The organism is Sphingorhabdus sp. 109, from assembly GCF_902506555.1.
Classification (GTDB): domain Bacteria; phylum Pseudomonadota; class Alphaproteobacteria; order Sphingomonadales; family Sphingomonadaceae; genus Parasphingorhabdus.
Window position 1 is genome coordinate 2,535,224 of sequence record NZ_LR732707.1, and the last position, 26,682, is coordinate 2,561,905.

Genomic DNA, 26,682 nt, shown 5'->3' on the forward strand with positions numbered 1-26,682 from the left:
ATGCCCGCACAGATTATTGAAACCAACCAAGCTCCCTTCAACAAGGTCGAGGTTGATCCGGTCACCCTCGACATCATGGAAAACGCCCTGCGCAACGCTCGGATCGAGATGGACGCCACATTGGTCCGCACCGCCATGTCGCCCGGTATCCGCGAACAAGGCGACGCCTTTCCGCTGATCGCCGACCGCGACGGCAAGATGGTGGTCGGCCAGTTCGGCAGCTTCATCGACGGCTTCCTGCGCTCCTATCCCGGCACGATCGAGGAAGGCGACATGATCTTCCTCAGCGACCCTTACAGCTGCGACGGCGCCGTCAGTCATAATAATGACTGGCTGGTTCTGCTGCCGGTTTATCGCGGCGGCAGGCTGGTCGCCTGGACCGCGATGTTCGGCCACCAGTCCGACATTGGCGGCAAGGTGGCCGGTTCGATTCCGATCGACAGCAAGAGCGTGTTCGAAGAAGGCGTCCGGATACCGCCGGTCAAAATCTACCAGAAGGGCGTCTATAACGAGGAGATGGTCAAGGTCGTCCTGCACCAGAGCCGCAAACCGGACTGGTGCGCCGCCGATCTCAACGCGCTGATCGCTTCCTGCCGGGTGGCGGCCCGCCGGGTCGATGAAATATGTGCGCGCTTTGGCGAGGATGAATTTGCCGGTGCCACCGATCTGCTGCTCGAACGCAATCACCGCGCGATGAAACATCTGATCGAAACCAGCATCGGCGAGGAACCGGTCAGCTTCAGCGACTATATCTGCGACGACGGCGTCGGTTTCGGCCCCTACAAGATCAGCTGCAAAATGTGGCGCGAGGGCGGCAAGGTCATCCTCGATTTCGAAGGCACCGACCCGCAGGCGCCAAGCTCGATCAACTTCTTCCTCAACGAAAATATGTTCAAGATGTTCTTCGGCATCTATATGATCATGGTCTTTGACCCGCAGATCCTGTTCAACGACGGCTTCTACGATCTGGTCGATGTCCGCATTCCGGAAGGGTCGCTGCTCAAGCCGAAATATCCCGCCGCACTAGCCGGCCGGACCCATGCGCTGGGCCGGATTTTCGATATATTGGGTGGCCTGCTCGGCCAGCGCCAGCCAGAATTCCTCAACGGTGCCGGTTTCTCGTCCAGTCCGCATCTGATGTATTCGGGCTTCGACAAGGGCGGTGAATGGTTCCAGCTGTTCCAGATCGGCTTTGGCGGTATTCCCGGGCGGCCCTTTGGCGACGGCCCGGACGGCCACTCGCTATGGCCCGGCTTCACCAATGTGCCGAACGAATTTCTCGAGAAATATTTCCCTCTGCGAATCGAGCGCTACGAGGCCAAGCCCGACAGCGGTGGCGCCGGCAGCTTCCGCGGCGGCAACGGCATCCACATGACTTACCGTTTCCTGGAGCCCGGAACGGTGGCAATCCACGATGACCGCTGGTTCACCTATCCGTGGGGCGTCAATGGCGGCCAGCCCGGTGACCGGGCCACCAAGATATTGGAGCGCGCCGATGGCACGAAAGAGGTGGTCGGCAACAAACAGGATGGCGTCGAGGTCCGCGAAGGCGACCTGCTGCACTTCATTACCTGGGGTGGTGGCGGCTGGGGCAACCCGCTCGAACGCGACCCCGAACTGGTCGCTCTGGAAATCCGCCAGGGACTGGTGACCGTCAAAGGCGCGCGCGACTATGGCGTGGTTATCGCCGATGACGGCAGCGTCGATGGTCCGGCCACCGAAAGCCTGCGCGCGGAAATGGCGGCCGATGTGGTCGAGAGCGACAGTCCTTTCAACTTTGGCCCCGATATCGAGACCTTGCGGGCCAATTGTCTGGAAGAAACCGGACTGCCGGCACCAGTGCAGCCGGGAACGGTCGCCGCCTAGCAATTTGTCGCTATCCAAAGTGCGGTTTGTCGCACCTTGTCCAAGCCCCTAGACTGGTCGCCAATCCGGTTACGGGAGAGGTGCGATAGTCGATAGCGAGACAGATGTTCTGATCATCGGTGCGGGGGCAGCGGGGCTGACCGCCGCATTGGCCGCGCATGAATCCGGCGCCTCGGTCCGGCTGATCGAAAAACAGAAGCGGCTGGGCGGAACCGCCGCGATCTCCGGCGGCGTGGTCTGGCTTCCCGATCATGACCAGATGGCCGCGCAGGGCATAGAGGATAGCAGCGCCGATGCATTGGCCTATTTTCTCTCCCTCGACCATGGCGAGATCGATGAAGCCGTGCTGTCTGCCTTTGTCACCGAAGCCGGACCGATGCTCTCCTTTCTGACCGGCTTGGATGCGATCAGGCTGACGATGATGCCCGATTATCCGGACTATTATGAGGACCGCCCCGGCGCGAAAACGGGTGGCCGCTCGCTCGACAACGAGCTGTTTGACTTCAAGACGCTCGGCCAGTGGAAAGACTGGGTGTTCGCCCATGGCCCGGCACCCAGAATGATGTTGCGCGAAACGCCGCTCGGCGGCGGCAGCGGCTTGGTTGATCCAGCAGAAATGCAGCGCCGCGAGACCGAAGATCTGCGCGGCTGGGGCCAGGCGCTGGTCGGGCGGTTGCTTAAGGCCTGTCTCGATCGCGGCATCGAGCCGGTGCTGGGATGCGGCGGCTATCGTCTGCTGGTCGAGAATGGCCGGGTGACCGGCGCGATTGTCGAACGCGGCGGCGAGCGGGAGACCATCACGGCGCGCAATGGCGTGATATTGGCCACTGGTGGATTCGAGTGGAATGACGCTGTGAAACATGCCTTTCTGCGAGGGCCGCTCGATGCACCGGCTTCACCACCTACCAATCGCGGCGATGGACTTAAAATGGCAATGGCGGCGGGGGCGGGTCTTGGCAACATGACCAGCGCCTGGTGGGTGCCCACGCTCGCGATACCCGAAGCACAATGGCAAAGCGGCGAGACCCGCAACATGCCGGTGCTGATCGAAAGGACCCTGCCGCACGGCATCATGGTCAACCGCGAGGGCAAGAGATTCTGCAACGAAGCGGCCAATTATTCCGCGCTCGCGGGGGCCTTTCATGCCTTCGATCCGGCAAGCTATGCCTATCCCAATCTCCCCGCCTATCTGATCTTCGACTCGCACTATCGGGAGCGCTATCCGCTTTCTTCGATCATGCCCGGCACGCCATTGCCGGAATGGGTGGCACAAGCCGGTTCGCTCGAAGAGCTGGCGGCACAAATCGGCGTCGATGCGAAGAATCTCCCCGCCACCGTCAACCGGTTCAACGAGCTGGCCGAGCAACTGGATGATCAGGATTTCGGCCGCGGCAAGACCGGCTATGACCGCTTTTACGGCGACCGCTCCCGCGACGGTGCTGCAGCCACATTGGGCGGTGTCACCAAGGCCCCCTTTTATGCGGTGGAAATCCGGATGGGGGCGCTTGGTACCAATGGCGGCGCGAAAACCAACGCACAGGCGCAGATCGTCGACGTCGATGGGGAACCGATTGCCGGGCTGTTTGGCGCCGGCAATGTGATCGGCGCGCCCACCGGCAGTGTCTATGCCGGAGCGGGCGGCACATTGGGACCGGCCCTGACATTTGGTTATATCGCCGGTCGCGCAGCGGCCAAACGGGTCAACCAGTGACCAGCAGTATCAAGGGAGCGTAACAATGGGTATTTTGGATCAGTATAAACTCGACGGCGAAGTCGCGGTCGTAACCGGAGCCGGCAAGGGGATCGGGCGGGCGATCGCGCTCGGCCTGGCCGAAGCGGGCGCTGATGTCGCCATCGCCGCGCGCTCCGCCGATGATCTGGAAAAGGTGGCCGGAGAAATCCGCGCACTGGGCCGCCGCGCCATCGCGGTTCCGACCGATGTGACCAGCCGCGCCGCTCTCGAAAATCTCGCCAACCGCGCGGTCGAGGAACTGGGCCGGCTAACGATCTGGGTCAGCAATGCGGGCGGATTGCCCGATGGCACGCCCCGCTATCTGACCCGCACGCCGGAAGACAGCTGGGACGCGCAGATTGAGCTCAATCTGAAGAGCGTCTGGATGGGTGCGGTCGCCGCTGCCAGCCATATGGGCGAAAACGGCGGTGCGATTATCAACATCTCTTCCCGCGCGGCAATCGGCGGGCAAGTGAAGAACGCGCCTTATGGCGCCTCCAAGGCGGCGGTGAACAGCCTGACCGCAAGCCTGTCGCTTGAACTCGCGCCGAAAATTCGCGTCAACGCAGTGGCGCCCGGCCCGATCCCGACAGAGAATTTCGACGAGTCGATGGGCATTGATTCGGAAGAAAAACGCGCAGCGCTGCTCAAGCAGTTCCAGATTCCGCTGGCCCGTTTCGGCCGGGAAGAGGATATTGCCGCCGCCGTGGTTTATATGGCGTCGCCTGCCTCCAGCTGGGTCACGGGCCAATGTCTCTATGTTACTGGCGGCAAGTGATTTTTCAGGCGCGTTGGCGCTTCATCCACGTCCAGACACGCCAATAATGGAAACCCGCCCATAGGTTGAAGAGCGCCAGCACCGCGAGCGCTTGCTGCAAGGCGCTTGCCTCCAACGCGCGATCACCCCCGGCAAAATAGTCGGACAGGCCACCGACAGAGACCGGACCGATGCCCAATCCGACGAGGCCTGCGATCATCAGATAGATTGCCACCGCCATCGCCCGCGTCCGGTCACTCGCCAGAGTCTGGACGGCGGCGAAACTGGGTCCGAAATAGAAGGTCGCGGCAAAGGTCGGGATACCGAGCAGGGCGATCGCGATATTGGCATTGTCGGCATAGATGGCGGCAATCATGCCGGGCGCGGCGAGCGCCAGCACCAGCCCGCTTGTCAGCAAGGGCAAGGCCGGATCCCGCTTGCCGATCAGATCGCCGGTCTTGCCGCCGAACCAGGCGCCGAATCCGCCGGTCAAACCGACCATCACGCCCAGTTTCCAGCCAAGCTCGCCATAGTTCATGCCGTGCACCCGGACAAACAGGCCGCCGTAGAAACTGGCCAGACCATAAGAAATAAATTGCACCAGAACGCCTGCGGCCACGAGATGCCAGTAGGCGGGTTTGCGCGACAGTTCGATCAGGGCGGCGCGCAAGGTCATTTCGCCCGCCACCGGTTGAAAGGCCTTGGCCAGACTGACCTTGCCACGCGGATCGGGCACGGTGAACCAGATCACCAGAGCGATTATGATGCCCGGCAGGCCGGCCAGCAGAAACGCCGCCCGCCAGCTGAACATTTCCGTGATATAGCCGCCACCGGCATAGGCAATGAAAGCACCAAGCGGCACCGCCGCCCCCATGATACCGAGCGCGCCGGCCCGGCGCTCCGGTGGGAACAGGTCGGCGATCAGACTGTGCGACGCCGGCGCCGATCCCGCTTCACCAATGCCGACACCGACCCGCGCCAGAAACAGCTGCACGAAATTGCCCGCCATGCCGCATAGCACCGTCATCAGCGACCAGATGGCAATGGCAATGGCGATGATTCGGCTACGGTTCCAGCGATCCGCCAGCGCCGCCAGCGGGATCGCCAGCGTGGTATAGAAAATTGCGAAGGACAGGCCGGTCATCAGGCCAAGTTGCGTGTCCGACAGGCCAAGATCGCGCTTGATCGGTTCCGCGACGATCGAGATCACCTGCCGGTCAAGAAAGTTGAGCATCGTGACGATGAACAGGATCGCGAGCGCGTAATTGGCGCGCCGGCGCGAGGCAGACCCATTGTCTGCCGAAATCTCGAAGCCCTCGTTGGGGCGATTGTCCTCTACCATCCGCCAGCTATGACAGGATTATTTTCTTCCCGGCACCCTTTGTTTAGCTAGGGCTGCCTATTCTTCAGATCAGAGCGACTGGCCGTCATCGATGACAATATCCGACCCTGTCACCATCCTCGACGCGTCTGAGGAAAAATAGAGCATCATCGGATCGAGTGATTCGATATCCTGCAAGCGGCGGCGGTGGAAGCCGGCAATCTGCGCTTCGCCGCCTGCGGTCTGGTACCAGTCACCCTGAATCTCGGTTGGGATATAGCCCGGGTGGATCGTATTCACATTCACACCCATCCGCACCCATTCGCGCGCCAGGTTACGGCCGAGATGGGTCACGCCGGCCTTGCTCGCGGCATAGGCACTGTCGCCTTCCCCGGTCAGCCGCGAGGTGATCGATCCGATGATCACGATCCGGCCGTTTTCCTTCTCCCGGCTGCCGCTGGCGATCAGTCGCTTGGCCCCTTCACGGGCGACCAGATAGACGCCCTTGAAATTGGTATCGAGCAGCATCTGCAACCGGTCGGCGGGCACTTCGGTTGATCGCCCGCTCGCGGCGACACCGGCATTGGCGACAATCGTATCGACCGTTCCAAATTTTGCTTCAGCAGCATCATAAGCAGCGATGATCGACGCTTCGTCGGTAACATCCAGTGGCACCGCCAGCGCCTGACCGCCTACATCAATAATTTCCTTCGCCAAGGCGTCGGTCCGGTCCGTCCGCCGCGCACCAAGCACGACATTCGCGCCGGCCGCTGCAAACAGACTGGCAAAGCGCGCGCCAAAACCTGATGAAGCACCGGCGATCAGCGCGGTGCGGCCTGCAAGCGAAAAGGGGATGTCCATGATGTTTCTGCTCCGGGATAGAATGTTCAACAACCCCTAGACGATCCCGAAATGGTCAGCCAATAGTCAATTGCATAGGAGAGAATAATGATAGACATGTCCATCGATTTTACCGGGCAGACCGTTTGCATAATTGGCGGCTCAAGTGGCATCGGCAATGCCAGCGCTCAGGCCTTTCGCGCCGGGGGTGCCGAGGTCCATGTCACCGGCACAAGGAGCAGCGAAGCTGACTATAGCCCCGCGGAAGGCTCAGACCTGACCGGTCTGGTTTATCACCAGCTCGATGCCGGTGACGATGCCGCGATCATCGCATTGCGCCAGAAATTCACCAGGCTAGACATATTGGTCTGCGCGCAAGGCATGGTCTTATACAAACGCGCCGAATTCGAACCGGAAAATTTCGCCAAAGTCATGCAGGTCAATCTCAACAGCCTGATGACCTGTGCGGGCCAGTTTTACGACCTTCTGAAAGAAGCAAAGGGCTCGCTGATCATCATCAGTTCAACGGCTGCCTTTCACGCCACCGTCGGTAATCCCGGCTATAATGCTTCCAAGGCCGGTGCGGCCGGACTGACCCGCACATTGGGCAAGGCCTGGGCGCCGGATGGTATCCGGGTCAACGGTGTCGCCCCCGGTCTGATCGCGACCAAGATGACCAAGGTGACGACCGAAAACCCCAAGCGGCGCGAGGCGACCATCCGATCAATCCCGCTTGGTCGTATCGGCGACCCCGATGATATGGCGGGACTGGTGCTGTTCCTCGCCTCGCCCCTAGCCGGCTATATCGTCGGCCAGACGATCATCGCGGACGGGGGACTATTGCTCTAGCGCCAGCCCCGACGGCGTATCGGCCATCGCCCTGCTGGTCCACCAGAACAGGCAGACCGATACCGTCAGGCTGACCACTGCGGTCACCATGACCGCATAGCTTAGTGACATCGCACCATATTGATCCGTCCAGCCGTCGCTCATTACGCCGATCAGCGCCGGCCCAATCGCATAGCCGAGCAGATTGGCCAGCAGGCTGCCGATGGCAGAGGCCGTGCCGCGCTCGGTCGGCTTCACGGCGGACTGTATCATCGAATAGGCCGCACCCTGGGTGGACACGAGCAATATATAGCCGGCAATATAAAGGCCCAGCGTCCATTGAAGGCTGTCGGCAAGCAGGCAGGAGGCCCAGAAAGGCAGAGTCAGGCCGAGCGCCAGGGCGCAATACCACGGACGCCATTTCGGGGTTCTCTTTGCCAGATGGTCGGCCAGAAATCCGCCGAATATCATGCCGGGGACGCCGCCAATGAACAGAACCGCGCCGAGATAGAGGCCGGCTTCTCCCTGAGTGATCTCAAATTTGCGTATCAGGATCGGCGCCAGCCAGATGGCGAAGGCGAAGGCCGGAACATTGGCGAAGGCATTGGCCGTGATCACACGAGCGAGGACGGAGTTGCGCCATAGTGAGAGCATCGCTGTCCTGAACGGCTCCTGCTTCGCGACACCGGCCGCGCTCGCATCGGCCGGGAAAAAGCAGCCACGCACCGGTTCCTTGACGGTCAGATAAAGTATGATACCCAGCAGTACGCCGGGCAGGCCCAGCAGGATGAAGGCCCAGCGCCAGCCATATTCGGACGCCAGATAACCGCCCGCCGAATAGCCGAGAACCGGACCGAGCACAGCACCGGCGGTAAAGATACCCATGGCACGCGACAGTTCGTGCGGCGCAAAATAGTCGGTAATGATCGATACCGACGGCGGCGCACCACCGGCTTCCCCGACACCGACGCCGAGTCGCGCCAGAAACAGAGTCCAGAAACCGGTGGCCGCGCCGCATAATGCCGCCATGATGCTCCACAGCGAGACCGCCATCGCCACCATCGTCCGGCGATTGGTCCGATCCGCCAGCCGGCCGGCAGGAATGCCGAGCAGCAGATAGAATATGGTGAAAGCGGTACCGGCGAGCAGTCCGATCTGCGTATCGCTCAGCAGGAATTCGGCCTTGATGTCCTCGATCAGGATCGACATCACCAGACGGTCGGTGATGTTGAACGTGAAGGTCAGCATCAGCATGATCAGAACATAGTATCGATAGACCCCGCCGGAAGTCTGGTCAGATAACTTACTCATAAACATCCTCTCCAACGGATGCCTGTGATCTAGCGCGAAAAAAGGGATAGAACCAGCGTGGCTCTATCCCCTTATTTGATAGGAGCAATATTCATGCAGACCCGCACCGTTCGTCCCGAGCCTGTCGCAGCACGAACGGATATGCCCGCCTAACCTGCGGTTAGTGCAATGTGTCGCCGCATATGATGGTCAACGCTGCCGAATTCGCCTTCGATGATAGACAGGCGCTTGAAATAACTGCCCACCGCGAGTTCGTCGGTCATGCCCATGCCACCATGGGTCTGGATCGCCGACTGGCCGATGAAGCGCGCGGCCTGGCCGATACGGACCTTGGCTGCAGAGACATTCTTCTTGCGCGTTGCGTCATCCTCGTCGAGCTTGATCGTCGCCAGATAGCACATTGACACCGACTGTTCATATTCCATCAGCATGTCGGCCATGCGGTGCTGCAAGACCTGAAAGGAACCGATCGGGGTGCCGAACTGCTTGCGCTGGCGAGAATATTCGACCGTGGTTTCGTTGGTGACCTTCATCGCACCGATCGCTTCGGCGCAGACCGCTGCGGTCGCTTCGTCAACGACCTTCTCGATCAGGGGCAGGCCATTGTCCGCCTCACCGATCAGGGCATCGCCGGAGACTTTGACATTCTCGAAATAGACTTCCGAAGCGCGGCGGCCATCGACCGTTGCATAGTCCCGGGTGCTGACGCCTTGTGCATCTTTGGCGACGATGAAGAGGGAAACACCATCCTTGTCGCTCTGTCCGCCGGATGTGCGCGCGGTAACGACCAGATGCGTCGCCCAGGGCGCGCCAATGACAACCGCCTTGTGGCCGTTGAGAATATAATCGCTGCCGTCGGCCTTGGCCGTCGTTTCCAGATTGGCCAGGTCATAGCGCCCGCGCGGTTCGGCATAAGCGAAGGCAAAGACCATCTCGCCGGAAATGAGACCACCGATATATTCTTCGCGTTGCGTCGCATTTCCACCATGTTTCAGGGCCCCGCCCGCGCAGACCACGGATGGAATAAACGGCTCGACCGCCAGGCCCTTGCCGAATTCTTCCATGATGATCATCGCTTCGGTGGCGCCGCCAAAGCCACCATCTTCTTCCGAAAACGGGGCCGCCAGCATGCCCAGCTCGGCGAGCTGCGCCCAAAGCTCCGGCCGCCAGCCGGATTCGCTTTCGATCACGCCACGGCGCGTATCGAAATCATATTCCTCGCGGATCAGGCGCGAAATGCCGTCGCGCACCATATTCTGTTCGTCGGTAAAATCGAAATCCATGTTAATTCCCCTCTGTCGGTCCGGTTAAAGGCCGAGGATCATTTTGGTGATGATGTTGCGCTGGATCTCGTTGGACCCGCCGTAGATCGACGTCTTGCGCATGTTGAAATAGGTCGGTGCCGCGTGATGGGCATAATCCGGACCAATCGGAAAGTCGTTCGACCCGTCATCCGGGAAGCTGCGGAAATCGGGCGTGCCATAATGGCCAACCGCTTCCAGGGTCAGCTCGGTGAGCCGCTGCTGGATTTCCGTACCCTTGACCTTCAGCAAAGAGCTTTCCGGTCCCGGCCCCTTGCCCGCCTGTTCGCCGGCCAGCGTCCGCAGTTCAGTGATTTCCAGCGCCGAGAGATCGATTTCCAGCTGGCTGATTTTCTGGGCAAAGCCCATGTCCTCGATCAGCGGCTTGCCGTCGAGCAATTCGGCAGCAGCAATTTCCTTGAGCTGTTCGACGCCGCGCTTCGACCGCGCCACGCCGGCAATGCCGGAGCGTTCATGCGCGAGCAGGAACTTGGCATAGGTCCAGCCCTTATTCTCTTCGCCGATCAGATTGGTTGCCGGTACGCGGACATCGGTCAGCCACACTTCGTTAACCTCGTAGCCACCGTCGATCAGTTTGATCGGGCGCACTTCGATACCCGGCGTATTCATGTCGACGAGGATGAAGCTGATGCCCATTTGCGGCTTCGGGGCATCGGAGTCGGTCCGGCACAGGAAGAAACCCCAGTCGGCATGCTGCGCCAGCGTCGTCCATGTTTTCTGGCCGTTGATGATATAATCATCGCCATCGCGTACCGCAGTGGTTTTCAGCGAAGCCAGATCGGAACCGGCACCAGGCTCCGAATAGCCCTGACACCACCAGACATCACCCGAACGGATGCCGGGCAGATGTTCGGCTTTCTGCTCTTCATTGCCGAATGTGTAGATCACCGGTCCGACCATCGATACGCCGAAAGGCAGCGGCATGACCGTGTTCTTGCGGGCATTTTCCTCACCCCAGATATAGCGCTGCGTCGGGGTCCAGCCGGTGCCGCCATATTCGGTTGGCCAGGCCGGAACCGACCAGCCTTTCTTGCCGAGAATCTTATGCCAGGCGAGCATATCCTCGCGGCTCATTTCATCCTGAACACCGCGCGTCCCGATATCTTTCGGATAATTATTGTCAATAAAGTCACGCACTTCGGCGCGAAAGGCCTTTTCTTCTTCTGTGAATTCCAGATTCATGGGAGTGCTCCTTGGTCAGAATTTGCCCGGACTATAGGCTGAAAACCGCGCAAAACAAGCAATTAACCGAGCAATTAAGCTGACGCTACGGCAAGCGTGGATCGCCGCCAGTCCCCGCCTGATGCTCGGTCGAAAACTTGTCCTTGCGGCGCCGGCCGAATCTCATGCTGCGTTCCAGCCGGGCACGCAGCGCGGTGTAATAAGCCTCGAGAAAAATACGCTCGTCGCCGCTGCCGGGTTCCCATCCGATTTTCTGACAAATCGAGGCCGCTACTCTTTCCAGCGCATCATCCTGGCCACTACGCAGGACATTTTCCAGCGTCTGCAACTCATATTCGCCATAGACCGACAGGTCTTCGTCAGAAAATTGATATTGTGCGGCGGGCGCTGCTTCGTCGGATGATGCTGCTGCAGGGGCGACAATATCCCCGAGATCCTTTTTCACATTCTCGATCACCCAGGTCCCTGCAATCACATCGCCGCCGCGCAGCCGGTCCTTGTTGAACAAAGGAAAGAGCAGGAACATCAATACCCAGAGAAAACCGGCCCAGGCGGTCATATCCGTCAGCGAACCACTGGCTTCCCCTGAGGTCAGGAATACCAGCGGCAGAAACAGTTCGATATCCCGGACAATATTGCGGGCAATTACCGCTTCCGCAGTTAAACGGCCACCATTTCTGGCCGCCACCCGGATACCGACCGCCCGCTTTCCCCAAGTCGCAGCACGATCACCCAGTTCGAAATAGAGAAAATAGGCGTTGCGAAACAGAAAAACCGAAATGAGCCAGAGGACCGCCAGCAGTTGCACAGGACCGCTGGCATTTTCCAGACTGTCGGCAGAAGCCAGCCCGAAACCCCAGAACAGCAGCATCCCGCCTATTGTCACTAAAACGATGAGCCCGAGTATGATGATGATATCCAGCGCGAGCGCGCCGGCCCTTGCTCCGGCTGCGGCCACCGTGACATTCAGCGACACGCCTTCGGGCGTCACCATGACCCGGTCGAGCTTGGGATTGGCCGATCGCCGGATCCACGGCTCGGCGGCTTTGCTGCTCATGCCCCCGGCCTCCCCGTTTGACGTCCGAAGCGGAAGAAATAGAGCAGCCAGAAAAACAGCATCCCGCCACCAACGGCAAAACGTCCGATACTATTGTTAATCAATTGACGCGCATAGCCTTCGAGCAGACCGGCGCAAATCAGCATGAGAATGACTCCGACCATCACCAGCGCCGCCCGTTTTCCCGCGTCACTCGCGGCATTGAGGTGCGATTTGGCTCCCGGAAAGGCTATCGATCGGCCGACATGAATTCCAGCGGCCCCCGCCAGCAGGATCGCGAACAGTTCGGTCGTCCCGTGAATCGAAAGCCAGCCGATAAAATCAATCGTCAGCCCCCGCTGCGCAAAGACCCAGAGCATGGCCCCGAGCAACGCCATATTGTGAATCAGCAGCAATATACTGGGGATGGCAAAGGCGAAACCCAGAGCAAAAGCGAGCAGCGCAACCTGCGCATTGTTGCTGAACAGAAAAGCCGCAAAAACCGCGAGACCGTCTCCGTCGTGCGCCCCGAACAGTGTTTCACGCAGGGCTTGTTCGCTCGCCCCCGGCACCCGGGCATCGGCAAAATTTCCCGGTACCAGTGCGTAGAACCAGTCGCTGTTGCCAGCGACCAGAATATAGCCGATCACCGCGCCGGCAATCATCACCAGCAGGGCAATCCAGATATCTGGTTGGATCGCGCGTACCGCCCGGCTCCACCCCCCGCCGAAAAAGCTCCCGAGCCAGCGACCGAAACTGGTCTGTGTGCCGTAGACCATGAAATAGGAGCGCAGTGCCAACCCCTCAAGATAGTCTATCAGGCCGGCGTCGAGCGAATTTTCCCGGGCGATCGACAGGCTGGACAGCAGCGTCCGGTAAAGCGTCGGTAGCGCCAGGACATCCTCGTCGGTCAGTTGGCCGGCCTTGCCCTTTTCCATTTTACTGACGATCGATTCCAGCCGGGTCCAGTCAGTTTCCCGTTCCAGGCGGAAGCGATCGCTGCGCAGCAGCGCGGCGTTCAGGGCCTGTTCGCTGCTCACAGGCTACCCCGTCGTTTGATTTTGAGATAGGTATTGATCAGCCTTGTCCCGATGTCCTGATACGCCCCCTCAATCACGTCAATGCCCATATGCCGGAGCTTGGTCAGCACCAGATTTTTCTGCTCAAGCAGATTCTGCGCTGTCACAGCCCGGGCGACATCCTCGGCGCTTTCGGGAGCCTTGTTGATGATTCCGGCCAACTCCCGGTCCTGCAATATCACGAACAGCACAAGATGCCGGTCGATCAGCCGCGCCGCTGCCTCGAGCATCAGATCAGCCGCGGTGGGATCGGTAAAGTCGGTGAAAATGACGATGAGCGAGCGGCGCTGAAGCCGGCTTTGCAAGGTCGAGAGCGCCAAGGTGTAATTGCTCTCCTGATGGCGGTAATCGATGCGCGCGGCTTCCTGCTGCAGCCGGAAGAAATTGCGGCTGCCCGATAGGAAAGGCGTCGACAATTCGGGTCTCGCGGCAAAACTGAACAGGCTGGTCCGGTCGCCTGCCTTCAGCGTGATATAGGCGGTCAGCAATGCAGCCGACACGGCCCGGTCGATGCGCGGCAGGCCATCTATCGGTTCGCACATCGCCGCACCGCAATCCAGCGCAAAGATGATCTGGTTGTTTCGCTCGGTATCATATTCCTTGGCCAGCAATTTGCTGTGCCGCGCCGATCCTTTCCAGTCGATGCTGCGCCGGTCCATACCCGGCTGATATTCGGCAAGAGCTTCGAACTCGCTGCCTTCTCCCCTGAACTTGCGGGCCAGCAACCCGAATATGGAATCGCGCAGGAACATCTGGATCGTCGGACTGCGAATGGCTGATATATTCGGCAGCACGGCCACGTTCTGCTTGCTCTGTTTCTGGATCTGCCGCCAGGCCAGACCCAGCGGCCCGCTCCATCTCAGCCAGAGCCTGCCGATCCGGCCGGTGCCGCGACGGACAGGAATGATGGTGCTTTGGCCCGAGAAGACACCGTCGGCCGCGCCGTTGCCTTCCAGCTCGAAAGTAACCGTTCCCTTCTCGGCCAGGCGTTCGTCCAGCCCGAGATTGCCCGACAGACTGCGCGGGGCAATCCTGCCGGAGAATTCCGCCGCCAGCGCCAGTTGCAGCGGAGCACCGATTTCACCACTGGGGGGCACCGCCAGCCGAACATCTTCGGACTTTGCCGCAACCAGTCCATCGAATAGCAGCAGCAGCAGCAACATCACCGCCCAGGCGGCACCGACGGCCCATAGCGCCGGGGTAATCGCCGCCAGAATCGCGGAAATTGGCGCGCCGAGAGCGATGAGCCAGACGGCTCGCCGGGTCGGATAGAAATTCAACGCGGCGCTTCCGTCCGTTCAACCAGATCGTTGATAATAGTGTCAACCTGCCGGCCCTCGATCTCGGCGGCGGGCGACAATATCGTCCGGTGGCGCAAGACGGATGGCGCCAGCGCCTTCACATCATCGGGGATAACATAGTCCCGGCCGGAGATTGCGGCGCGGGCGCGGGCGGCGTGGGCCAGCATGATCGCGGCGCGCGGACTGGCGCCGTTCTCCAGATCGGCGGTTTCGCGCGTCGCCCGGATCAGCCGCACGACATAATCGACGACATCCTCGACCAGTTTCACCGACTGCACCGCTCCGGTTGCCGCAGCCAGGGTTGCACTGTCGACCTGTTGTTCGATCTCAAAATCCTTCGCTGCCTGCCCGCCGATCCGCTCGCCATAACGGCTAACGATTTTCTTTTCTTCCTCGGCATCGGGATATGCGATCAACAGCTTGAACAGGAACCGGTCAAGCTGCGCCTCGGGCAGCGGATAGACACCCTGCTGCTCGATCGGATTCTGGGTGGCAACCACCATGAAGCGCGAGCCGAGCGCATGAGTCTCGCCATCAATGGTGACAGAGCGTTCCTGCATCGCTTCCAGCATCGCCGCCTGGGTTTTCGGCGGGGTACGGTTGATTTCATCAGCGAGCAGCAGATCGCAGAAGATCGGACCGCGCGTCAGCGTGAAACTGCTGGTCTGGAAATTGAACAGGTTGGAGCCGATAATGTCCCCGGGCATCAGATCGGGGGTAAACTGGATCCGGCCGAAGTTGAGGCCCAAGGTGGCCGAGAAACATTGCGCCAGAAATGTCTTCGCCGTGCCCGGCGGCCCTTCGAGCAGGACATGGCCGGACGAAAAGAGCGCGATCAGCAAATGATCGACAATCTCTTCCTGCCCGACTATCGCCCTGGCCACCTGACCGCGGATATTGTCCGCCAGCGTTTTCAGTTCGTCGATCTGCATCCGATAATTTCCTTTTTCCAGGCGTGTAGGGCCGCAGCTCCTTCGGCAATATCTTGTGGCTTGCGGGCACGAACAAGCTGGTGGAACAGGGCCGAGAAACGGTTGCCTTCGCTCTCTCCCAGTTCATCCAGCCGCTCGAGAATTTCCTTGTCATCGGCCTGCGGGCTGATGCCGACCGCTTCGGCCGCTTGCGCACGGATCATTCCGGCATAAGGGTCGGTTACCAGATATCCGCGCTGCATCCGGTTGATGAACGCGGCGCTGTTGTTGACCAGCGCGGTCTTGCCGAAGTCCAGGCTGCGTTGCTCACGAACCGGCGGACCGAACCGGTTGAAGGCCATCCAGGCTGCGGCCAACGCGGCGGTGATCAGACAGATGGTCGCCGAAAGAAATGGTGGCGTGAACGCCAGTGTGAGCAGATTTTCCGCGCCTCCAAGACCGTTAAAGGTCAGATCAAAGGTTACGCCACCATCGGCCGCGATGGATACTGCCTTGACCAGCGCAAGCGCGTGGCGGGCCGTCGGCTTGTCGGCCATGCCCGCATTATTGAGCAAGTCGGCGTCGCCGACGATCACCACCGGAAAGAGGGAGGCATCGATCTCCTCTTTTTCGGTGATGTGCGATTCATCAAGCCGGTCGAGCTGCGCATAGACACCGCCATCATCAAGATAGGCAACCAGCGCGCTGCCAGGCAATGGCCCGCGGACCACCGTGCGGAGCAATTCTCCCTTGATGCTGATCGGATGTTCCGGCGTTTTCACGCCCGCGCCGACCGCCGAGACCAGGGATTGGCCGGAGCCGGCCTTGCCATCGACGCTGATGCTGACCTTGGCCACGTCCTGTAACAGTGCCTCGCCCACAGTCCCGTCCCACGGGTCGTTGCGCACCACCCAGCCTTTTTTCAGCCTATCGCTTCTTGCGACCTGCCATTTCGGCAGGATCACCATCGTTGGCCCGATATAGGAGCGCTGTTGGATCACCGCGTCAATATCTTCGGGCGGTACAAATGGTCCGGGTGTCAATATCATCAACCCCTCATTGTCCATACCCGCAGGTGAGCGCGAATATTGCACCGGCACACCGGTCTTCTCGAGCAGACTGGCCAGCGCCCGGTAGCCGACAATGCTGTTGGACGCGCCATGCGCATCGCCATTCTTGCCCGAAGCCAGACGGTCGCCCATGCCAAGCCCGTAAAGCAAGGCGATGAACGCGGCAAAGCTGACCGCGAACATGATGATGATCGTCGTCCGCTGAAAGGGATTGGCCTGCACGCTCATCCCGCAACTTCCGCCGGCCGGCCCTTGCCGAGGGCAAAGCCGGCATAAGCCTCGCGGGATTCCAGCCAGCCTTGCTCGTCAACCGGCAAGGCCGCAAACAGGCCGCGCTCGACCTGGCTGGCAATTACCGCAAACATCGCGCGCGAGGCATCGGGCAGGCTGTCAAAGCGCCCGATCTCGCGCGACGTGCTTGACGGTCGCAACAGATTCGGACGATGTTTTTCGATATCGGCAATACTGCGATAGAGCAGCAGGTGGACGGCCTCTTCAAACCGCCCTTTTGCAGCCAGTGCCTCCGCCTCGGCCAGCAATTCGCGTGCGTCCTCCGGGGCCGGTTGCCAGACTGTTTCGGCCACGGGCGTGCGGCTGCGCCACTGTTCGACATAGGGTGCCAATATTATCCAGAGCAAGGTCAGCACACCGGCCGCCAGCAACAGCAGCAGCAATATGCGCAATATCGGCCAGGCCGATCCTATGGCTTCAAACAGGGGTGAGAGGAAGGCACCAAGCCAGTCCAGAAAGTCCAGCCACCATTGCGGGAGCTCCGGCGGCGCGGGACTGGCAGCGGGGGTGAACTGGATATCGGAATCGGCACGCATGCCGTCCCACGCATCGTCAAAAGAAGCGCTCACTTCATTCCCCTTGCCTTGCGCTACTTTTACCACCGCTCCGGTGTTGCAGAATCCAAATGATGGGGCAAGAGCGAAGATAAGATTGGCAGTTCAACTTTACCCGCGATAAAAAATATGCCAGCCTGTCGGTCAAGCGACAGTAGGGAGCAAATAATCTGTCGGTTGCTTGATATAGGGGGAAAGAAAAATGGCCGAACCAACAGGTAAAATCGATATCAGTCGGGTGCTGAACAATACATTTGGCGTGATCATGCGCCATCCCCTGATCTATCTTGGCCTTTCATTCCTGATCATCGGCATCCCCAATGCGTTGCTGCAAACCGCACAGGGCAGCTTCACCACCGGCGCAGACGGATTTGCTGTCGCATCCAGCTATTCGGCACAAGGGGTCGGGTTCATCGTCCTGATGCTGCTTTCCATCCTGTTGCAGGCGACCCTGATCGTGGCCACGCTGAACGACCTCGGCGGCAAGCCGCTCAGCCTGGCCGATTGTTTTGCAAAGGCCCTGAAAAAACTGCTGCCCCTGATCGGTCTCGGCATCGTTGTCGCTCTGGGCGTCGGATTGGGCATGATGCTGCTCGTCGTTCCCGGTGTCATTCTCTACCTGATGTGGATTGTAGCGACTCCGGTGATGATGGCCGAAGACCGCGGAGTAATCGACTCTCTGAAGCGCAGCGCCGAATTGACCTCGGGATCGAAAGGGATGATTTTCGTGCTGCTGATCATCTTCTTTGTGCTGGCGGTTGTCTTCGGGCTGTTTGTTGCCTTCATCGGATCGCTCAGCACTATATTACTGGCGATCATCACATTGGTCAGCAACACTGTTACCGGCGCGATCCAGGGCGCCGGCGTCGCATCGATCTACGTTGATTTGCGCACCGCGAAAGAGGGCACCGATACCAGTACGCTCGCCGAAATTTTTGCCTGATCCGGACCATCCGGCCGGCTTGGCGCGGGATCCGGGCTATAGCCCAAAGGCCGCTTGGCTTGAGGCAGACCCTGCGCTATAAGTTGCAAATTGCCATTTAATAGTCCGGGTGAAAATTCCATGATCAAGCTGAATGTCAACGGTCAGCCCCGGGAGGTCGACGCCGACCCGGCGACGCCCTTATTGTGGATTATACGAGAGAATCTGAAGATGCCCGGCACCAAATTCGGTTGCGGCATCGCCCAGTGCGGTGCCTGTACGGTGCATCTCGACGGCAAGCCGGTGCGCAGCTGTTCGACGTCCCTTTCTGCCGCCGAAGGCAAGACGATCGCCACGATCGAAGGCCTCGCCAGCGAAGACGGCACCTTGCACAAGGTGCAGCAGGCGTGGATCGAGGCGCAGGTACCGCAATGCGGCTATTGCCAGTCCGGACAGATCATGTCGGCTGTCGCGCTGCTGGAAAAAAATCCCCGGCCGACCGACGCGCAGATCGACGAAGCCATGGCAGGCAATGTCTGCCGATGCGGCATGTATGGCCGGATACGCAGAGCGATCAAGGCCGCCGCCGATATCGATCAACCCGCACAAGTGGAGGCGTAGATCATGGGCAAATGGTCAAGACGCGCGTTCATCGGAGCCGGCGTCACAGCCGGTGGTGCTCTGATCGTCGGCGTTGCCGTCCGTCAGGGCAATCCGATCGACGAACTGGGTCCGCTGCTCGCCAATGGCGAGAATGAACAGCTGCTCAACGCCTGGGTGAAGGTGGATACCGACAATGTCGTCACCGCTGTCATCCCGCATGTCGAAATGGGGCAGGGCGTCCATACGGCGCTCGCCCAGATGCTGGCGGACGAGATGGATGCCGACTGGAACAAGGTGCAGATTCTCGAAGCGCCCGCTGACATGCAATATGTATCCGATTCGATCGGTCGCGATTTTCTGTTTCCCAATCTGCAGGTGCCAGCGCTGCTGGAACCGACGGTCGCGGGCGGCATATTGGAACTGGCGCAGGCCATGGGTCTGCAGTTCACCGGCGGCAGCTATTCGGTGCGCGCCACCGGCCAGCGCGCGATGCGCACCGCCGGTGCCGCAGCCCGCGAAATGCTGGTGGCGGCAGCGGCGAGCGAATGGCAGGTTCCGGAAAGCGAGATCACCGCGGCAGACAGCATGGTCATCCATGCCAGGAGCGGCAAGTCCGAACCCTTTGCCGCATTTGCCCGCGCCGCCGCAGAGCAAAGCCTCCCCGCCAAACCTAAGCTCAAATCACCGGACAATTACAAGATCATGGGCCAGCCAATGGCCCGCCACGATATTCCGGCGAAAGTCGATGGCAGCGCGATATTCGGCATTGATGCCGATGTCCCGGGAATGAAATATGCAGCGGTCAAGGCCCCACCGGTCATCGGTGCCACGGTTGAATCGATGAATGCAAGCACCGCCAAAACCATGCCGGGCGTGCTGCAGATTCTCAACATGGGCGATTTTGTCGCCGTGGTGGCCGACAGCTATTGGCTGGCGCAGCAGGCGCTGAACAGTATCGACACCCGCTATAGCAAAACCGAAGGCGATGGCCTTGATCAAGACGCGATCTTTGCCCGCTACGCCGCCGCTCTCGATGAAGCCGGTGAAGACGGCGGCGATACGCAGACCGAAGCGGGCGATGCAGTCCAAAGCTTTGCCGAGGCCGCAACCAAGGTGGAAGCCGAATATACAGTGCCCTTCCTCGCCCATGCAACGATGGAGCCGATGAACTGCACCGCCTGGGTGCGCGATGGCAAATGCGATGTCTGGTCGGGCCATCAGGCTCCCGTCAACGCGCGCCAGGCCGCCGCCGATGCCGCCGGTCTCGCGTTCGAGGATGTGACCTATCATAACGGCTATCTCGGCGGCGGTTTCGGACGCCGGTCCGACAATGATGCGATCATCATGGCAACGCGGATCGCCAAGGCCACCGGCTATCCGGTCAAGATGATCTGGTCGCGGGAAGAAGACACGGCGCAGGATCATTATCGCCCGTCGGCGACCAGTCGCTTCAAGGGCGGGCTCGACAAGGATGGAAAGCTGGTCAGCTGGGACAATATCCACACCCATCTCTTTGATCCCGCAGACGCGCCCACCGTGCCTTACTACAACATCGCCAGTCACAAGATCCGCAAGGTCGATGTGCCGATGCATCTGCGCTTCGGCCCCTGGCGTTCGGTCGATCACAGCCAGCACGGCTTCTTCATCGAATCCTTTGTCGACGAAATGGCCGATGCCGCCGGCAAGGACGGCTATGCCTTTCGCCGCGAACTGCTGGCAGAATCGCCGCGCCATCTGAAAGTGCTCGACACCGCTGCGAAAATGTCGGGCTGGGGCAATGCGCTGCCCGAGAAACATGGCCGGGGGATCGCCTTTGTGCCGTCCTTCGGGTCGATTGTCGCACAGGTCGCCGAAGTCGACATGAGCGGGCCCAAGCCGAAGGTGACGAAAGTCTATGTCGCCGCCGATCCCGGCTTTGTCGTCAATCCCGACGGTTTTACCGCGCAGATGGAAAGCGGCATCGTCTACGGCCTGACCGCTGCGCTTTATGGCGACATCACGCTCAAGGACGGCGCGGTCCAGCAGAGCAATTTCCACGATTATCGGATGCTGCGGATCGACGAGATGCCGGAGGTGGAAGTGGCGCTGATCAATGGCGATCACGAACGTCTGGGCGGTGGCGGGGAACCCGGCCTGCCACCCATTGCACCGGCCGTTACCAACGCGATATTTGCGGCCACGGGCAAACGGATTCGCGCACTGCCTATTGCCAAGCATGATTTTGCCTGACCGGAGACCTGAAATGCTGCTATTGATCCGCGCCGCCGCTCTCTCTTCCCTGATTGTCCTAGCGGCTTGTGGCGCCGATCCCGCACCGGGACCGGTCGAACAAATCATCGTCCGCGAACCCGGCGCGGCCGCCGCCGTTGCTTCCGCCGAAGCGCCAGCCGATGCATTGCTGGCCGAAGGAAAAGCCGCTTTTGCCAATTGCACCGCCTGCCACACGCTAGAGGAAGGTGCGCCCAATGGCGTCGGTCCCAATCTCTTCGGGATTGTCGGGGCCGGGGCCGGCGAGGTTGCCGGTTTTGCCTATTCGGACGCTCTGAAAGGCTCGGGCATCACCTGGACCGCCACAGAACTGGACAGCTTCATCGCCGATCCCGCAGCCAAAATTCCGGGCACGACGATGGTGGCCGGTGCGATTGCGGACGCGGCAAAAAGACAGGCGGTCATCGCCTATATCGATAGCGTAACCGCCAATTGAACGGGAAGTCCGGCATGATGCTGGCGCTGCTGGCGGCCGGGCAGTCGCGCCGGTTCGGCGATCAGGACAAGCTGGGCGCGCTGCTCGGCGACCGGATGCTCGGCCTGCACGCAACCGCGACCGGCGCGGAAATGCCCTTCAGCGGGAAGCTGGTGATCGGTACCCCGGACCATGTCTGCGCGGCAAGCTGGCGCGACATGGGTTACGAAGTCCTGGACAATGACAAGGCCGCGCAGGGTCAGGCGACCTCTGTCCGGCTGGCCGCCGCCCGCGCCATCGACGCCGGAGCGAGCAGTCTTTGCCTGATGCTGGCCGACATGCCCTTCGTGACGCGCGACCATATCGAGAAACTGGTCGCGGCCTTCGACCAGACAGGCGGAACCCGGACCGTCGCATCCGCGCGCGACGGTCAGCCGATGCCGCCGGCGATTTTCCCGGCCGACGCGCTGGCCGAGCTGGTGGAACTGAAAGGCGATACCGGCGCCCGAAAACTGCTGGCTAATGCGGTTCTGGTGGCGGGCAGCGACCGGCTGCTGACAGATATCGACACAGCCGGAGATTTGGCGGAAGCCAATCTCTCTATCCGGCAAATCAGGTAGCGGCTTGCTGAAACGCGGTCAGTCGCGGTCCAGCCTCTGCCCCAGTTTCACGAAAAACACGATCAGGAAAGGCACCAGCAGGAAGGACAGGACCACTTTCGCCGACCCCTGACCCAGCAGCAATTGCCCGATCGGGCGCTCCCCGTAAAAGGCGATGGTGATGAAGATGACCGTATCGACAAGCTGGGACAGGGCGCTGGCAATGGCCGCGCGCAGAGCCAGCATCCGGCCTTTCATCGCCGCCAGCCGGGAGAAGATATAGACGTTGAGAAACTGCGACACGCCATAAGCGATAATCCCGGCGAACATCAGACGTGCGCCCTGCTCCAAAATGATTGGAAAGGCTTCTTTCGCCGGTTCGTACATGCCCGGATCGGTCGGCAACGCCAGCACGATCTGGATCAGGACGATCGCGGTGATCAGCGGCACGAAGCCCAGACGGACCAGACGGTTGGCGACATCCCGACCGTGCAGTTCGGCCACCGAACTGGACAGGACCACCAGCAACAGGAACGGAAAAATACCTGCTTCCACCGCTAGCGGGCCAATTGCGACCTGCTTCGCGCCCAATATTCCGGCGATACAGGTCATGCCGCCATAGAGCACGGCAAAGACAAAAAGGGATCGCGGGATGAGGTTGGTTTTCGATATCTCGGTCATCGCAAATGCCTAGCGCGATCGGCCACGAAAAAAAAGAAATAGTCACAAGTGTGATTTTTTCTATAGGGGAAAGAATATCGGAAGCAGCAGATCGCGGCCCCTCGGCTCGCGTCATCGGGGGATGTTTTGCAGAGACTGGCAGTATATTGTGGCGCCAATGCCGGACAGGACCCGGCCTATGCCGAATCGACGGTTCTGCTTGGCCGGGCCATGGCGAAGCGTGATGTCGAACTGGTCTATGGCGGCGGCAGGCTTGGCCTGATGGGCATTATCGCCGATACCGTGCTGGCCGAGGGCGGCCGCGTCCACGGCGTTATTCCCGAAATGCTGAAGGATCTCGAAGTCGCCCATACCGGCGTCACGGAGCTACACATCGTCAAGAATATGCACGAGCGCAAAGCCAGGATGACCGATTTGACCGACGCCTTTGTCGCCTTGCCAGGCGGCGTCGGCACGATGGATGAACTGTTCGAGGCCTGGAGCTGGAACGCGCTTGGCTATCACAACAAGCCGTTCGCCATCCTGAATATTGGCGGCTATTGGAATTCGCTGATCGATTTTCTCGATACGATGTCGCAGCAGGGATTCGTCTCGGCCGAGCGGCGCAAGCATCTGATTATCTCCGACAACATCGACGACTGCCTCGACCGGCTCGCCGCCGCCTGCAACAATGAAACCGGCAGCTTTACTTGGTGAGCCCGATCCGACCTGAAACAGCGACTGGAAGATTCCGATGATCCCGATCCTGACAAGCATCGCCGGCATGGCGCTGATCCTGCTGATTGCCTTTGCCCTGTCAACCGGCCGGAAGAATATCCGATTCCGCGTGGTCGGCGCCGCCTTTGCGCTGCAGGCCGGGATCGCCGTGATCGTACTCTATATTCCGGCCGGCAAGCGAGTGATCGAGGCGATGGCCTTCGGCGTCTCCAATCTGCTGGGCTATGCCTCCGCCGGCACCAATTTCATCTTCGGCCCGCTCGCCGACCCGTCGATTGGCGGCAACAGCTTCGCGATCGCGGCGCTGCCGGTGATCATCTTCTTCTCGGCGCTGATCTCGATCCTCTATTATCTCGGCATCATGCAATTCGTCATCAAATGGGTCGGCGGCGGCATCCAGAAGATCACCGGCATCTCCAAAGTCGAATCGCTTTGCGCCGCGGCCAATATCTTCGTCGGCCAGTCCGAATCGCCTTTGGTCATCCGCCCCTATCTCGCCAGCCTGACCCAGTCGCAGCTGTTCACCGTGATGAGCGTCGGCATGGCTGGTGTCGCCGGCACCATTCTGGCGGCTTATGCGGCCATGGGCATCCGGATCGACTATCTGCTCGCCGCCGCCTTCATGTCGGCGCCGGGTGGCATAATGATGGCCAAGATCATCATGCCGGACAATCCGGAGGATCCGGCGCCGGAAGAGCTGGTCGTCGCGGTTGAATATGAAGAGGAAAAGCCGGCCAATATCATCATGGCTGCGGGAATGGGCGCCCAAACCGGCGTCAAGCTGGCGGTTGCCGTGGGCGCAATGGTGCTTGCTTTTGTCGCGCTGGTGGCGCTGGCCAATGGCCTGCTCGGCGGCATCGGCGGCTGGTTCGGCTATCCGGAACTCAGCTTCCAGCAAGTGATCGGCTATGTTTTTGCTCCGATCATGTATCTCATCGGCGTACCCTGGGAAGAGGCGCTGAACGCTGGCGGACTGTTCGGCACCAAGGTCGTGCTCAACGAATTTGTCGCCTTCATCGAGCTCGGCAAGATGCAGGCGGGCATTTCCCCGCTGACCAATGCGATCGTCATTTTCGCTTTGTGCGGTTTCGCCAATTTCAGCAGCATCGCCATCCAGCTTGCGGTCACTGGCGGCCTGGCTCCCAACCAGCGTCCGGTGATTGCCCGCCTTGGCCTACGCGCCTTGGCAGCCGGATCACTCGCCAATCTGATGAGCGCAGCGCTGGCCGGCATATTGCTGTCGCTGGCCTGATTCATCCCGATTGACAATGAAGCACGAGAGCGCATTTTAAGAGCATGACCCAGAACCCGGATACATTGGCCGCCGTTTCGCTCGCCATGGCGGACGACAACAGCGACGCATTTGCCGAACAGATTGGCCGCAGCTTTTCCGACTGGGGCTTCGCGGTGGTCGCCGATCACGGCATATCGGAGGACCTGATCGAACGCGCCGAAGCCATGTCACGCGCCTTTTTCGCTCTGCCCGAAGCGGTGAAGCGATCCTATCACATAGCCGGCGGTGGCGGCGCCCGCGGTTACACGCCTTTCGGTACCGAAAGCGCCAAGGATAGCAATATCAGCGATCTCAAGGAATTCTGGCATATCGGCCGCGACCTGCCGGCCGGCCACGCGTTCGAATCCTTCATGCCACCCAATATCTGGCCCAAGGAACTCGACGGATTTCGCGAAACCTATCTCGAGATGTTCGCTGCCTTCGACAAGGCCGGCGCGCGCATTCTGGAGGCGATTGCCCGCTTCCTCGGACTGGCGCCGGATTTCTTCGTCGACACGGTGCGCGACGGCAATTCGGTGATGCGGCTGATCCACTATCCTCCGGTACCCGAAGATTCGCCAGCCGTCCGCGCGGGAGCGCATGAGGATATCAACACGATTACGCTGCTGATCGGTGCCGAAGAAGCCGGCCTGGAACTGCTCGACCGGAATGGCCAGTGGCGGTCGGTAACCCCGAAGCCCGGCGAGCTGGCGGTGAATATCGGCGACATGCTGCAGCGGCTGACCAACAACCGCCTGCCCTCGACCACCCATCGGGTGGTCAACCCGGCACCGGAGCGGCGTGGCTTTTCGCGCTACTCGATGCCTTTCTTTCTTCACTTTCGCCCGGATTATTCGATCGAGACATTGCCGAGCAGCGTCGATGATACCCATCCGGACCTCTATCCGGAACCGATCACCGCGCACGATTATCTAATGCAGCGGCTGCGCGAAATCGGACTGGCATGACCGTTAAAGTGGTCGGCATCAGCGGCGGCAGCTGTTCCGGGAAATCGACCCTGACGCAACTGCTGTTCGAAGCCCTTGGCCCCGATCAATGCGTCATCCTGCCGCAGGACGATTATTTCTTCGGCCTTGGCGATGCCCCGCAGGGCAAGGGCGGGCCCAATTTCGATCATCCCAATGCGGTCGATTTTGACAAGCTGTGCACGCAGCTGACGCAACTGAGAGCCGGACAGGCGATTGACCGGCCGCTCTATGATTTCCCGACGCATATGCCCAAAACGGAAACCCGGCGAACCGAGCCGCGCCCGGTCATTCTGCTCGATGGCATATTGATACTGCAACACGCACCATTGCGAGATCTGATGGATCTCAGCATTTTTGTAGAATGCGATTCAGAAACCCGTTTTGCCCGCAGACTCGAGCGCGACATCCGCGAAAGAGGCCGCAGCGCCCAATCCGTAGAGGATCAATTTGTCAATCAGGTAGGCCCGATGCACGATCTGCATGTCGAACCTTCCAAAATTCATGCGGATATCGTGATAAATTCGCAACAGTCGGAATTGCACTATAAACAGCCAATCCGCCGGATCATGGCGGAAATATTCCCTCAAAATCAGTGACCTAATGAGAGCGGACCGATCGGGTTCGACTGGATTTCCACCCATTTTTTCCCACAGAATCGCATTGTTACAAAAGTAAAATGCTGCACTGCGGCATTTGGCGTTTCAATTGAGACAAAACTGTCATTATTGGCACCTAGAGCAGCTCCTGCTTTGGTCTGGCAGCGCAAAAATTCGCCAGCATTCACCTTAAGTCCGTTTCTCTTAACGCCGTTCAT

General features: G+C 60.2%; 26 protein-coding genes. 13 read left to right on the forward strand and 13 right to left on the reverse strand.

What is annotated here, in order from left to right:
• The 3 genes from BOSE62_RS11900 (at position 1) to BOSE62_RS11910 (ending at position 4,376) form a co-directional block, all read left to right on the forward strand.
• Positions 1 to 1,866, forward strand: a complete 1,866-nt coding sequence (locus tag BOSE62_RS11900; protein WP_159646489.1) for a hydantoinase B/oxoprolinase family protein — start codon at positions 1 to 3, stop codon at positions 1,864 to 1,866.
• 109 nt (positions 1,867 to 1,975) lie between these two features.
• Positions 1,976 to 3,577: an FAD-dependent oxidoreductase gene (locus tag BOSE62_RS11905; RefSeq protein ID WP_268893918.1), complete on the forward strand. Its 1,602-nt coding sequence runs from the start codon at positions 1,976 to 1,978 to the stop codon at positions 3,575 to 3,577.
• A 25-nt stretch (positions 3,578 to 3,602) separates the two neighbouring features.
• Positions 3,603 to 4,376, forward strand: a complete 774-nt coding sequence (locus BOSE62_RS11910; protein WP_159646491.1) for an SDR family NAD(P)-dependent oxidoreductase — start codon at positions 3,603 to 3,605, stop codon at positions 4,374 to 4,376.
• Positions 4,377 to 4,380: 4 nt separating this feature from the next.
• On the opposite strand, the gene BOSE62_RS11915 is transcribed toward BOSE62_RS11910, so the two are convergent.
• Positions 4,381 to 5,697: a spinster family MFS transporter gene (locus BOSE62_RS11915; protein ID WP_159646493.1), complete on the reverse strand. Its 1,317-nt coding sequence runs from the start codon at positions 5,695 to 5,697 to the stop codon at positions 4,381 to 4,383.
• Positions 5,698 to 5,766: 69 nt separating this feature from the next.
• Positions 5,767 to 6,537: an SDR family NAD(P)-dependent oxidoreductase gene (locus tag BOSE62_RS11920; protein ID WP_159646495.1), complete on the reverse strand. Its 771-nt coding sequence runs from the start codon at positions 6,535 to 6,537 to the stop codon at positions 5,767 to 5,769.
• An 87-nt stretch (positions 6,538 to 6,624) separates the two neighbouring features.
• Between BOSE62_RS11920 and BOSE62_RS11925 the strand changes: the two genes are divergently transcribed.
• Positions 6,625 to 7,365: an SDR family NAD(P)-dependent oxidoreductase gene (locus BOSE62_RS11925; protein WP_159646497.1), complete on the forward strand. Its 741-nt coding sequence runs from the start codon at positions 6,625 to 6,627 to the stop codon at positions 7,363 to 7,365.
• Here BOSE62_RS11925 and BOSE62_RS11930 read toward each other — a convergent pair.
• The 9 genes from BOSE62_RS11930 to BOSE62_RS11970 all read right to left on the reverse strand — a co-directional run bounded on the left by BOSE62_RS11930 (position 7,354) and on the right by BOSE62_RS11970 (position 17,416).
• Positions 7,354 to 8,655 carry a spinster family MFS transporter gene (locus BOSE62_RS11930; RefSeq protein ID WP_159646499.1) on the reverse strand — a complete coding sequence of 434 codons (1,302 nt, stop codon included), beginning with the start codon at positions 8,653 to 8,655 and terminating at the stop codon, positions 7,354 to 7,356. The genes BOSE62_RS11925 and BOSE62_RS11930 overlap by 12 nt on opposite strands.
• Before the next feature lie 149 nt (positions 8,656 to 8,804).
• Positions 8,805 to 9,938 (reverse strand): acyl-CoA dehydrogenase family protein, encoded by a 1,134-nt coding sequence (locus BOSE62_RS11935; protein WP_159646501.1) that lies wholly within the window; start codon positions 9,936 to 9,938, stop codon positions 8,805 to 8,807.
• A gap of 24 nt (positions 9,939 to 9,962) precedes the next feature.
• The gene (locus BOSE62_RS11940) at positions 9,963 to 11,159 is read right to left on the reverse strand and encodes an acyl-CoA dehydrogenase family protein (protein ID WP_159646503.1); all 1,197 of its coding nucleotides are present in this window, start codon (positions 11,157 to 11,159) and stop codon (positions 9,963 to 9,965) included.
• An 85-nt stretch (positions 11,160 to 11,244) separates the two neighbouring features.
• A complete protein-coding gene (locus BOSE62_RS11945) occupies positions 11,245 to 12,216 on the reverse strand; it encodes an RDD family protein (protein ID WP_159646505.1) in 972 nt (323 codons plus the stop codon).
• Positions 12,213 to 13,235: a stage II sporulation protein M gene (locus BOSE62_RS11950; protein ID WP_236553998.1), complete on the reverse strand. Its 1,023-nt coding sequence runs from the start codon at positions 13,233 to 13,235 to the stop codon at positions 12,213 to 12,215. The genes BOSE62_RS11945 and BOSE62_RS11950 overlap by 4 nt, the downstream gene beginning before the upstream one ends.
• On the reverse strand, positions 13,232 to 14,554 hold the full coding sequence (locus BOSE62_RS11955; RefSeq protein ID WP_159646506.1) for a DUF58 domain-containing protein: 1,323 nt from the start codon (positions 14,552 to 14,554) through the stop codon (positions 13,232 to 13,234). Before BOSE62_RS11955 ends, BOSE62_RS11950 begins: the two co-directional genes overlap by 4 nt.
• A complete protein-coding gene (locus BOSE62_RS11960) occupies positions 14,551 to 15,507 on the reverse strand; it encodes an AAA family ATPase (protein WP_159646508.1) in 957 nt (318 codons plus the stop codon). Before BOSE62_RS11960 ends, BOSE62_RS11955 begins: the two co-directional genes overlap by 4 nt.
• On the reverse strand, positions 15,489 to 16,784 hold the full coding sequence (locus tag BOSE62_RS11965) for a DUF4350 domain-containing protein (protein WP_159646510.1): 1,296 nt from the start codon (positions 16,782 to 16,784) through the stop codon (positions 15,489 to 15,491). Before BOSE62_RS11965 ends, BOSE62_RS11960 begins: the two co-directional genes overlap by 19 nt.
• Complete coding sequence (locus BOSE62_RS11970; RefSeq protein WP_159646512.1) at positions 16,781 to 17,416, reverse strand: hypothetical protein; 636 nt, start codon at positions 17,414 to 17,416, stop codon at positions 16,781 to 16,783. The genes BOSE62_RS11965 and BOSE62_RS11970 overlap by 4 nt, the downstream gene beginning before the upstream one ends.
• A gap of 187 nt (positions 17,417 to 17,603) precedes the next feature.
• Between BOSE62_RS11970 and BOSE62_RS11975 the strand changes: the two genes are divergently transcribed.
• The 5 genes from BOSE62_RS11975 (at position 17,604) to BOSE62_RS11995 (ending at position 22,229) form a co-directional block, all read left to right on the forward strand.
• A complete protein-coding gene (locus tag BOSE62_RS11975; RefSeq protein ID WP_159646514.1) occupies positions 17,604 to 18,344 on the forward strand; it encodes a DUF7544 domain-containing protein in 741 nt (246 codons plus the stop codon).
• 120 nt (positions 18,345 to 18,464) lie between these two features.
• Positions 18,465 to 18,944 carry a (2Fe-2S)-binding protein gene (locus BOSE62_RS11980; protein WP_159646516.1) on the forward strand — a complete coding sequence of 160 codons (480 nt, stop codon included), beginning with the start codon at positions 18,465 to 18,467 and terminating at the stop codon, positions 18,942 to 18,944.
• A gap of 3 nt (positions 18,945 to 18,947) precedes the next feature.
• A complete protein-coding gene (locus BOSE62_RS11985; protein WP_159646518.1) occupies positions 18,948 to 21,155 on the forward strand; it encodes a xanthine dehydrogenase family protein molybdopterin-binding subunit in 2,208 nt (735 codons plus the stop codon).
• 13 nt (positions 21,156 to 21,168) lie between these two features.
• Positions 21,169 to 21,630: a c-type cytochrome gene (locus BOSE62_RS11990; RefSeq protein ID WP_236553999.1), complete on the forward strand. Its 462-nt coding sequence runs from the start codon at positions 21,169 to 21,171 to the stop codon at positions 21,628 to 21,630.
• Positions 21,631 to 21,644: 14 nt separating this feature from the next.
• A complete protein-coding gene (locus tag BOSE62_RS11995) occupies positions 21,645 to 22,229 on the forward strand; it encodes an NTP transferase domain-containing protein (RefSeq protein ID WP_159646520.1) in 585 nt (194 codons plus the stop codon).
• 18 nt (positions 22,230 to 22,247) lie between these two features.
• Here the strand turns inward: BOSE62_RS11995 and BOSE62_RS12000 are convergent, their stop codons facing one another.
• Complete coding sequence (locus BOSE62_RS12000; protein WP_159646522.1) at positions 22,248 to 22,889, reverse strand: queuosine precursor transporter; 642 nt, start codon at positions 22,887 to 22,889, stop codon at positions 22,248 to 22,250.
• A 126-nt stretch (positions 22,890 to 23,015) separates the two neighbouring features.
• Here BOSE62_RS12000 and BOSE62_RS12005 point away from each other — a divergent pair, with 126 nt between their 5' ends.
• Genes BOSE62_RS12005 through udk form a run of 4 tightly spaced genes read left to right on the forward strand, consistent with a single transcriptional unit; the run spans position 23,016 to position 26,464 of the window.
• Complete coding sequence (locus BOSE62_RS12005) at positions 23,016 to 23,585, forward strand: TIGR00730 family Rossman fold protein (protein ID WP_159646524.1); 570 nt, start codon at positions 23,016 to 23,018, stop codon at positions 23,583 to 23,585.
• A 40-nt stretch (positions 23,586 to 23,625) separates the two neighbouring features.
• Positions 23,626 to 24,858: a NupC/NupG family nucleoside CNT transporter gene (locus BOSE62_RS12010; RefSeq protein ID WP_159648032.1), complete on the forward strand. Its 1,233-nt coding sequence runs from the start codon at positions 23,626 to 23,628 to the stop codon at positions 24,856 to 24,858.
• A 44-nt stretch (positions 24,859 to 24,902) separates the two neighbouring features.
• Positions 24,903 to 25,847, forward strand: coding sequence for an isopenicillin N synthase family dioxygenase (locus BOSE62_RS12015; protein ID WP_159646526.1), 945 nt, complete (start codon positions 24,903 to 24,905; stop codon positions 25,845 to 25,847).
• Positions 25,844 to 26,464, forward strand: coding sequence for a uridine kinase (gene udk / locus BOSE62_RS12020; RefSeq protein ID WP_159646528.1), 621 nt, complete (start codon positions 25,844 to 25,846; stop codon positions 26,462 to 26,464). Before BOSE62_RS12015 ends, udk begins: the two co-directional genes overlap by 4 nt.
• On the opposite strand, the gene BOSE62_RS12025 is transcribed toward udk, so the two are convergent.
• On the reverse strand, positions 26,458 to 26,682 hold the full coding sequence (locus BOSE62_RS12025; protein ID WP_159646530.1) for a hypothetical protein: 225 nt from the start codon (positions 26,680 to 26,682) through the stop codon (positions 26,458 to 26,460). The genes udk and BOSE62_RS12025 overlap by 7 nt on opposite strands.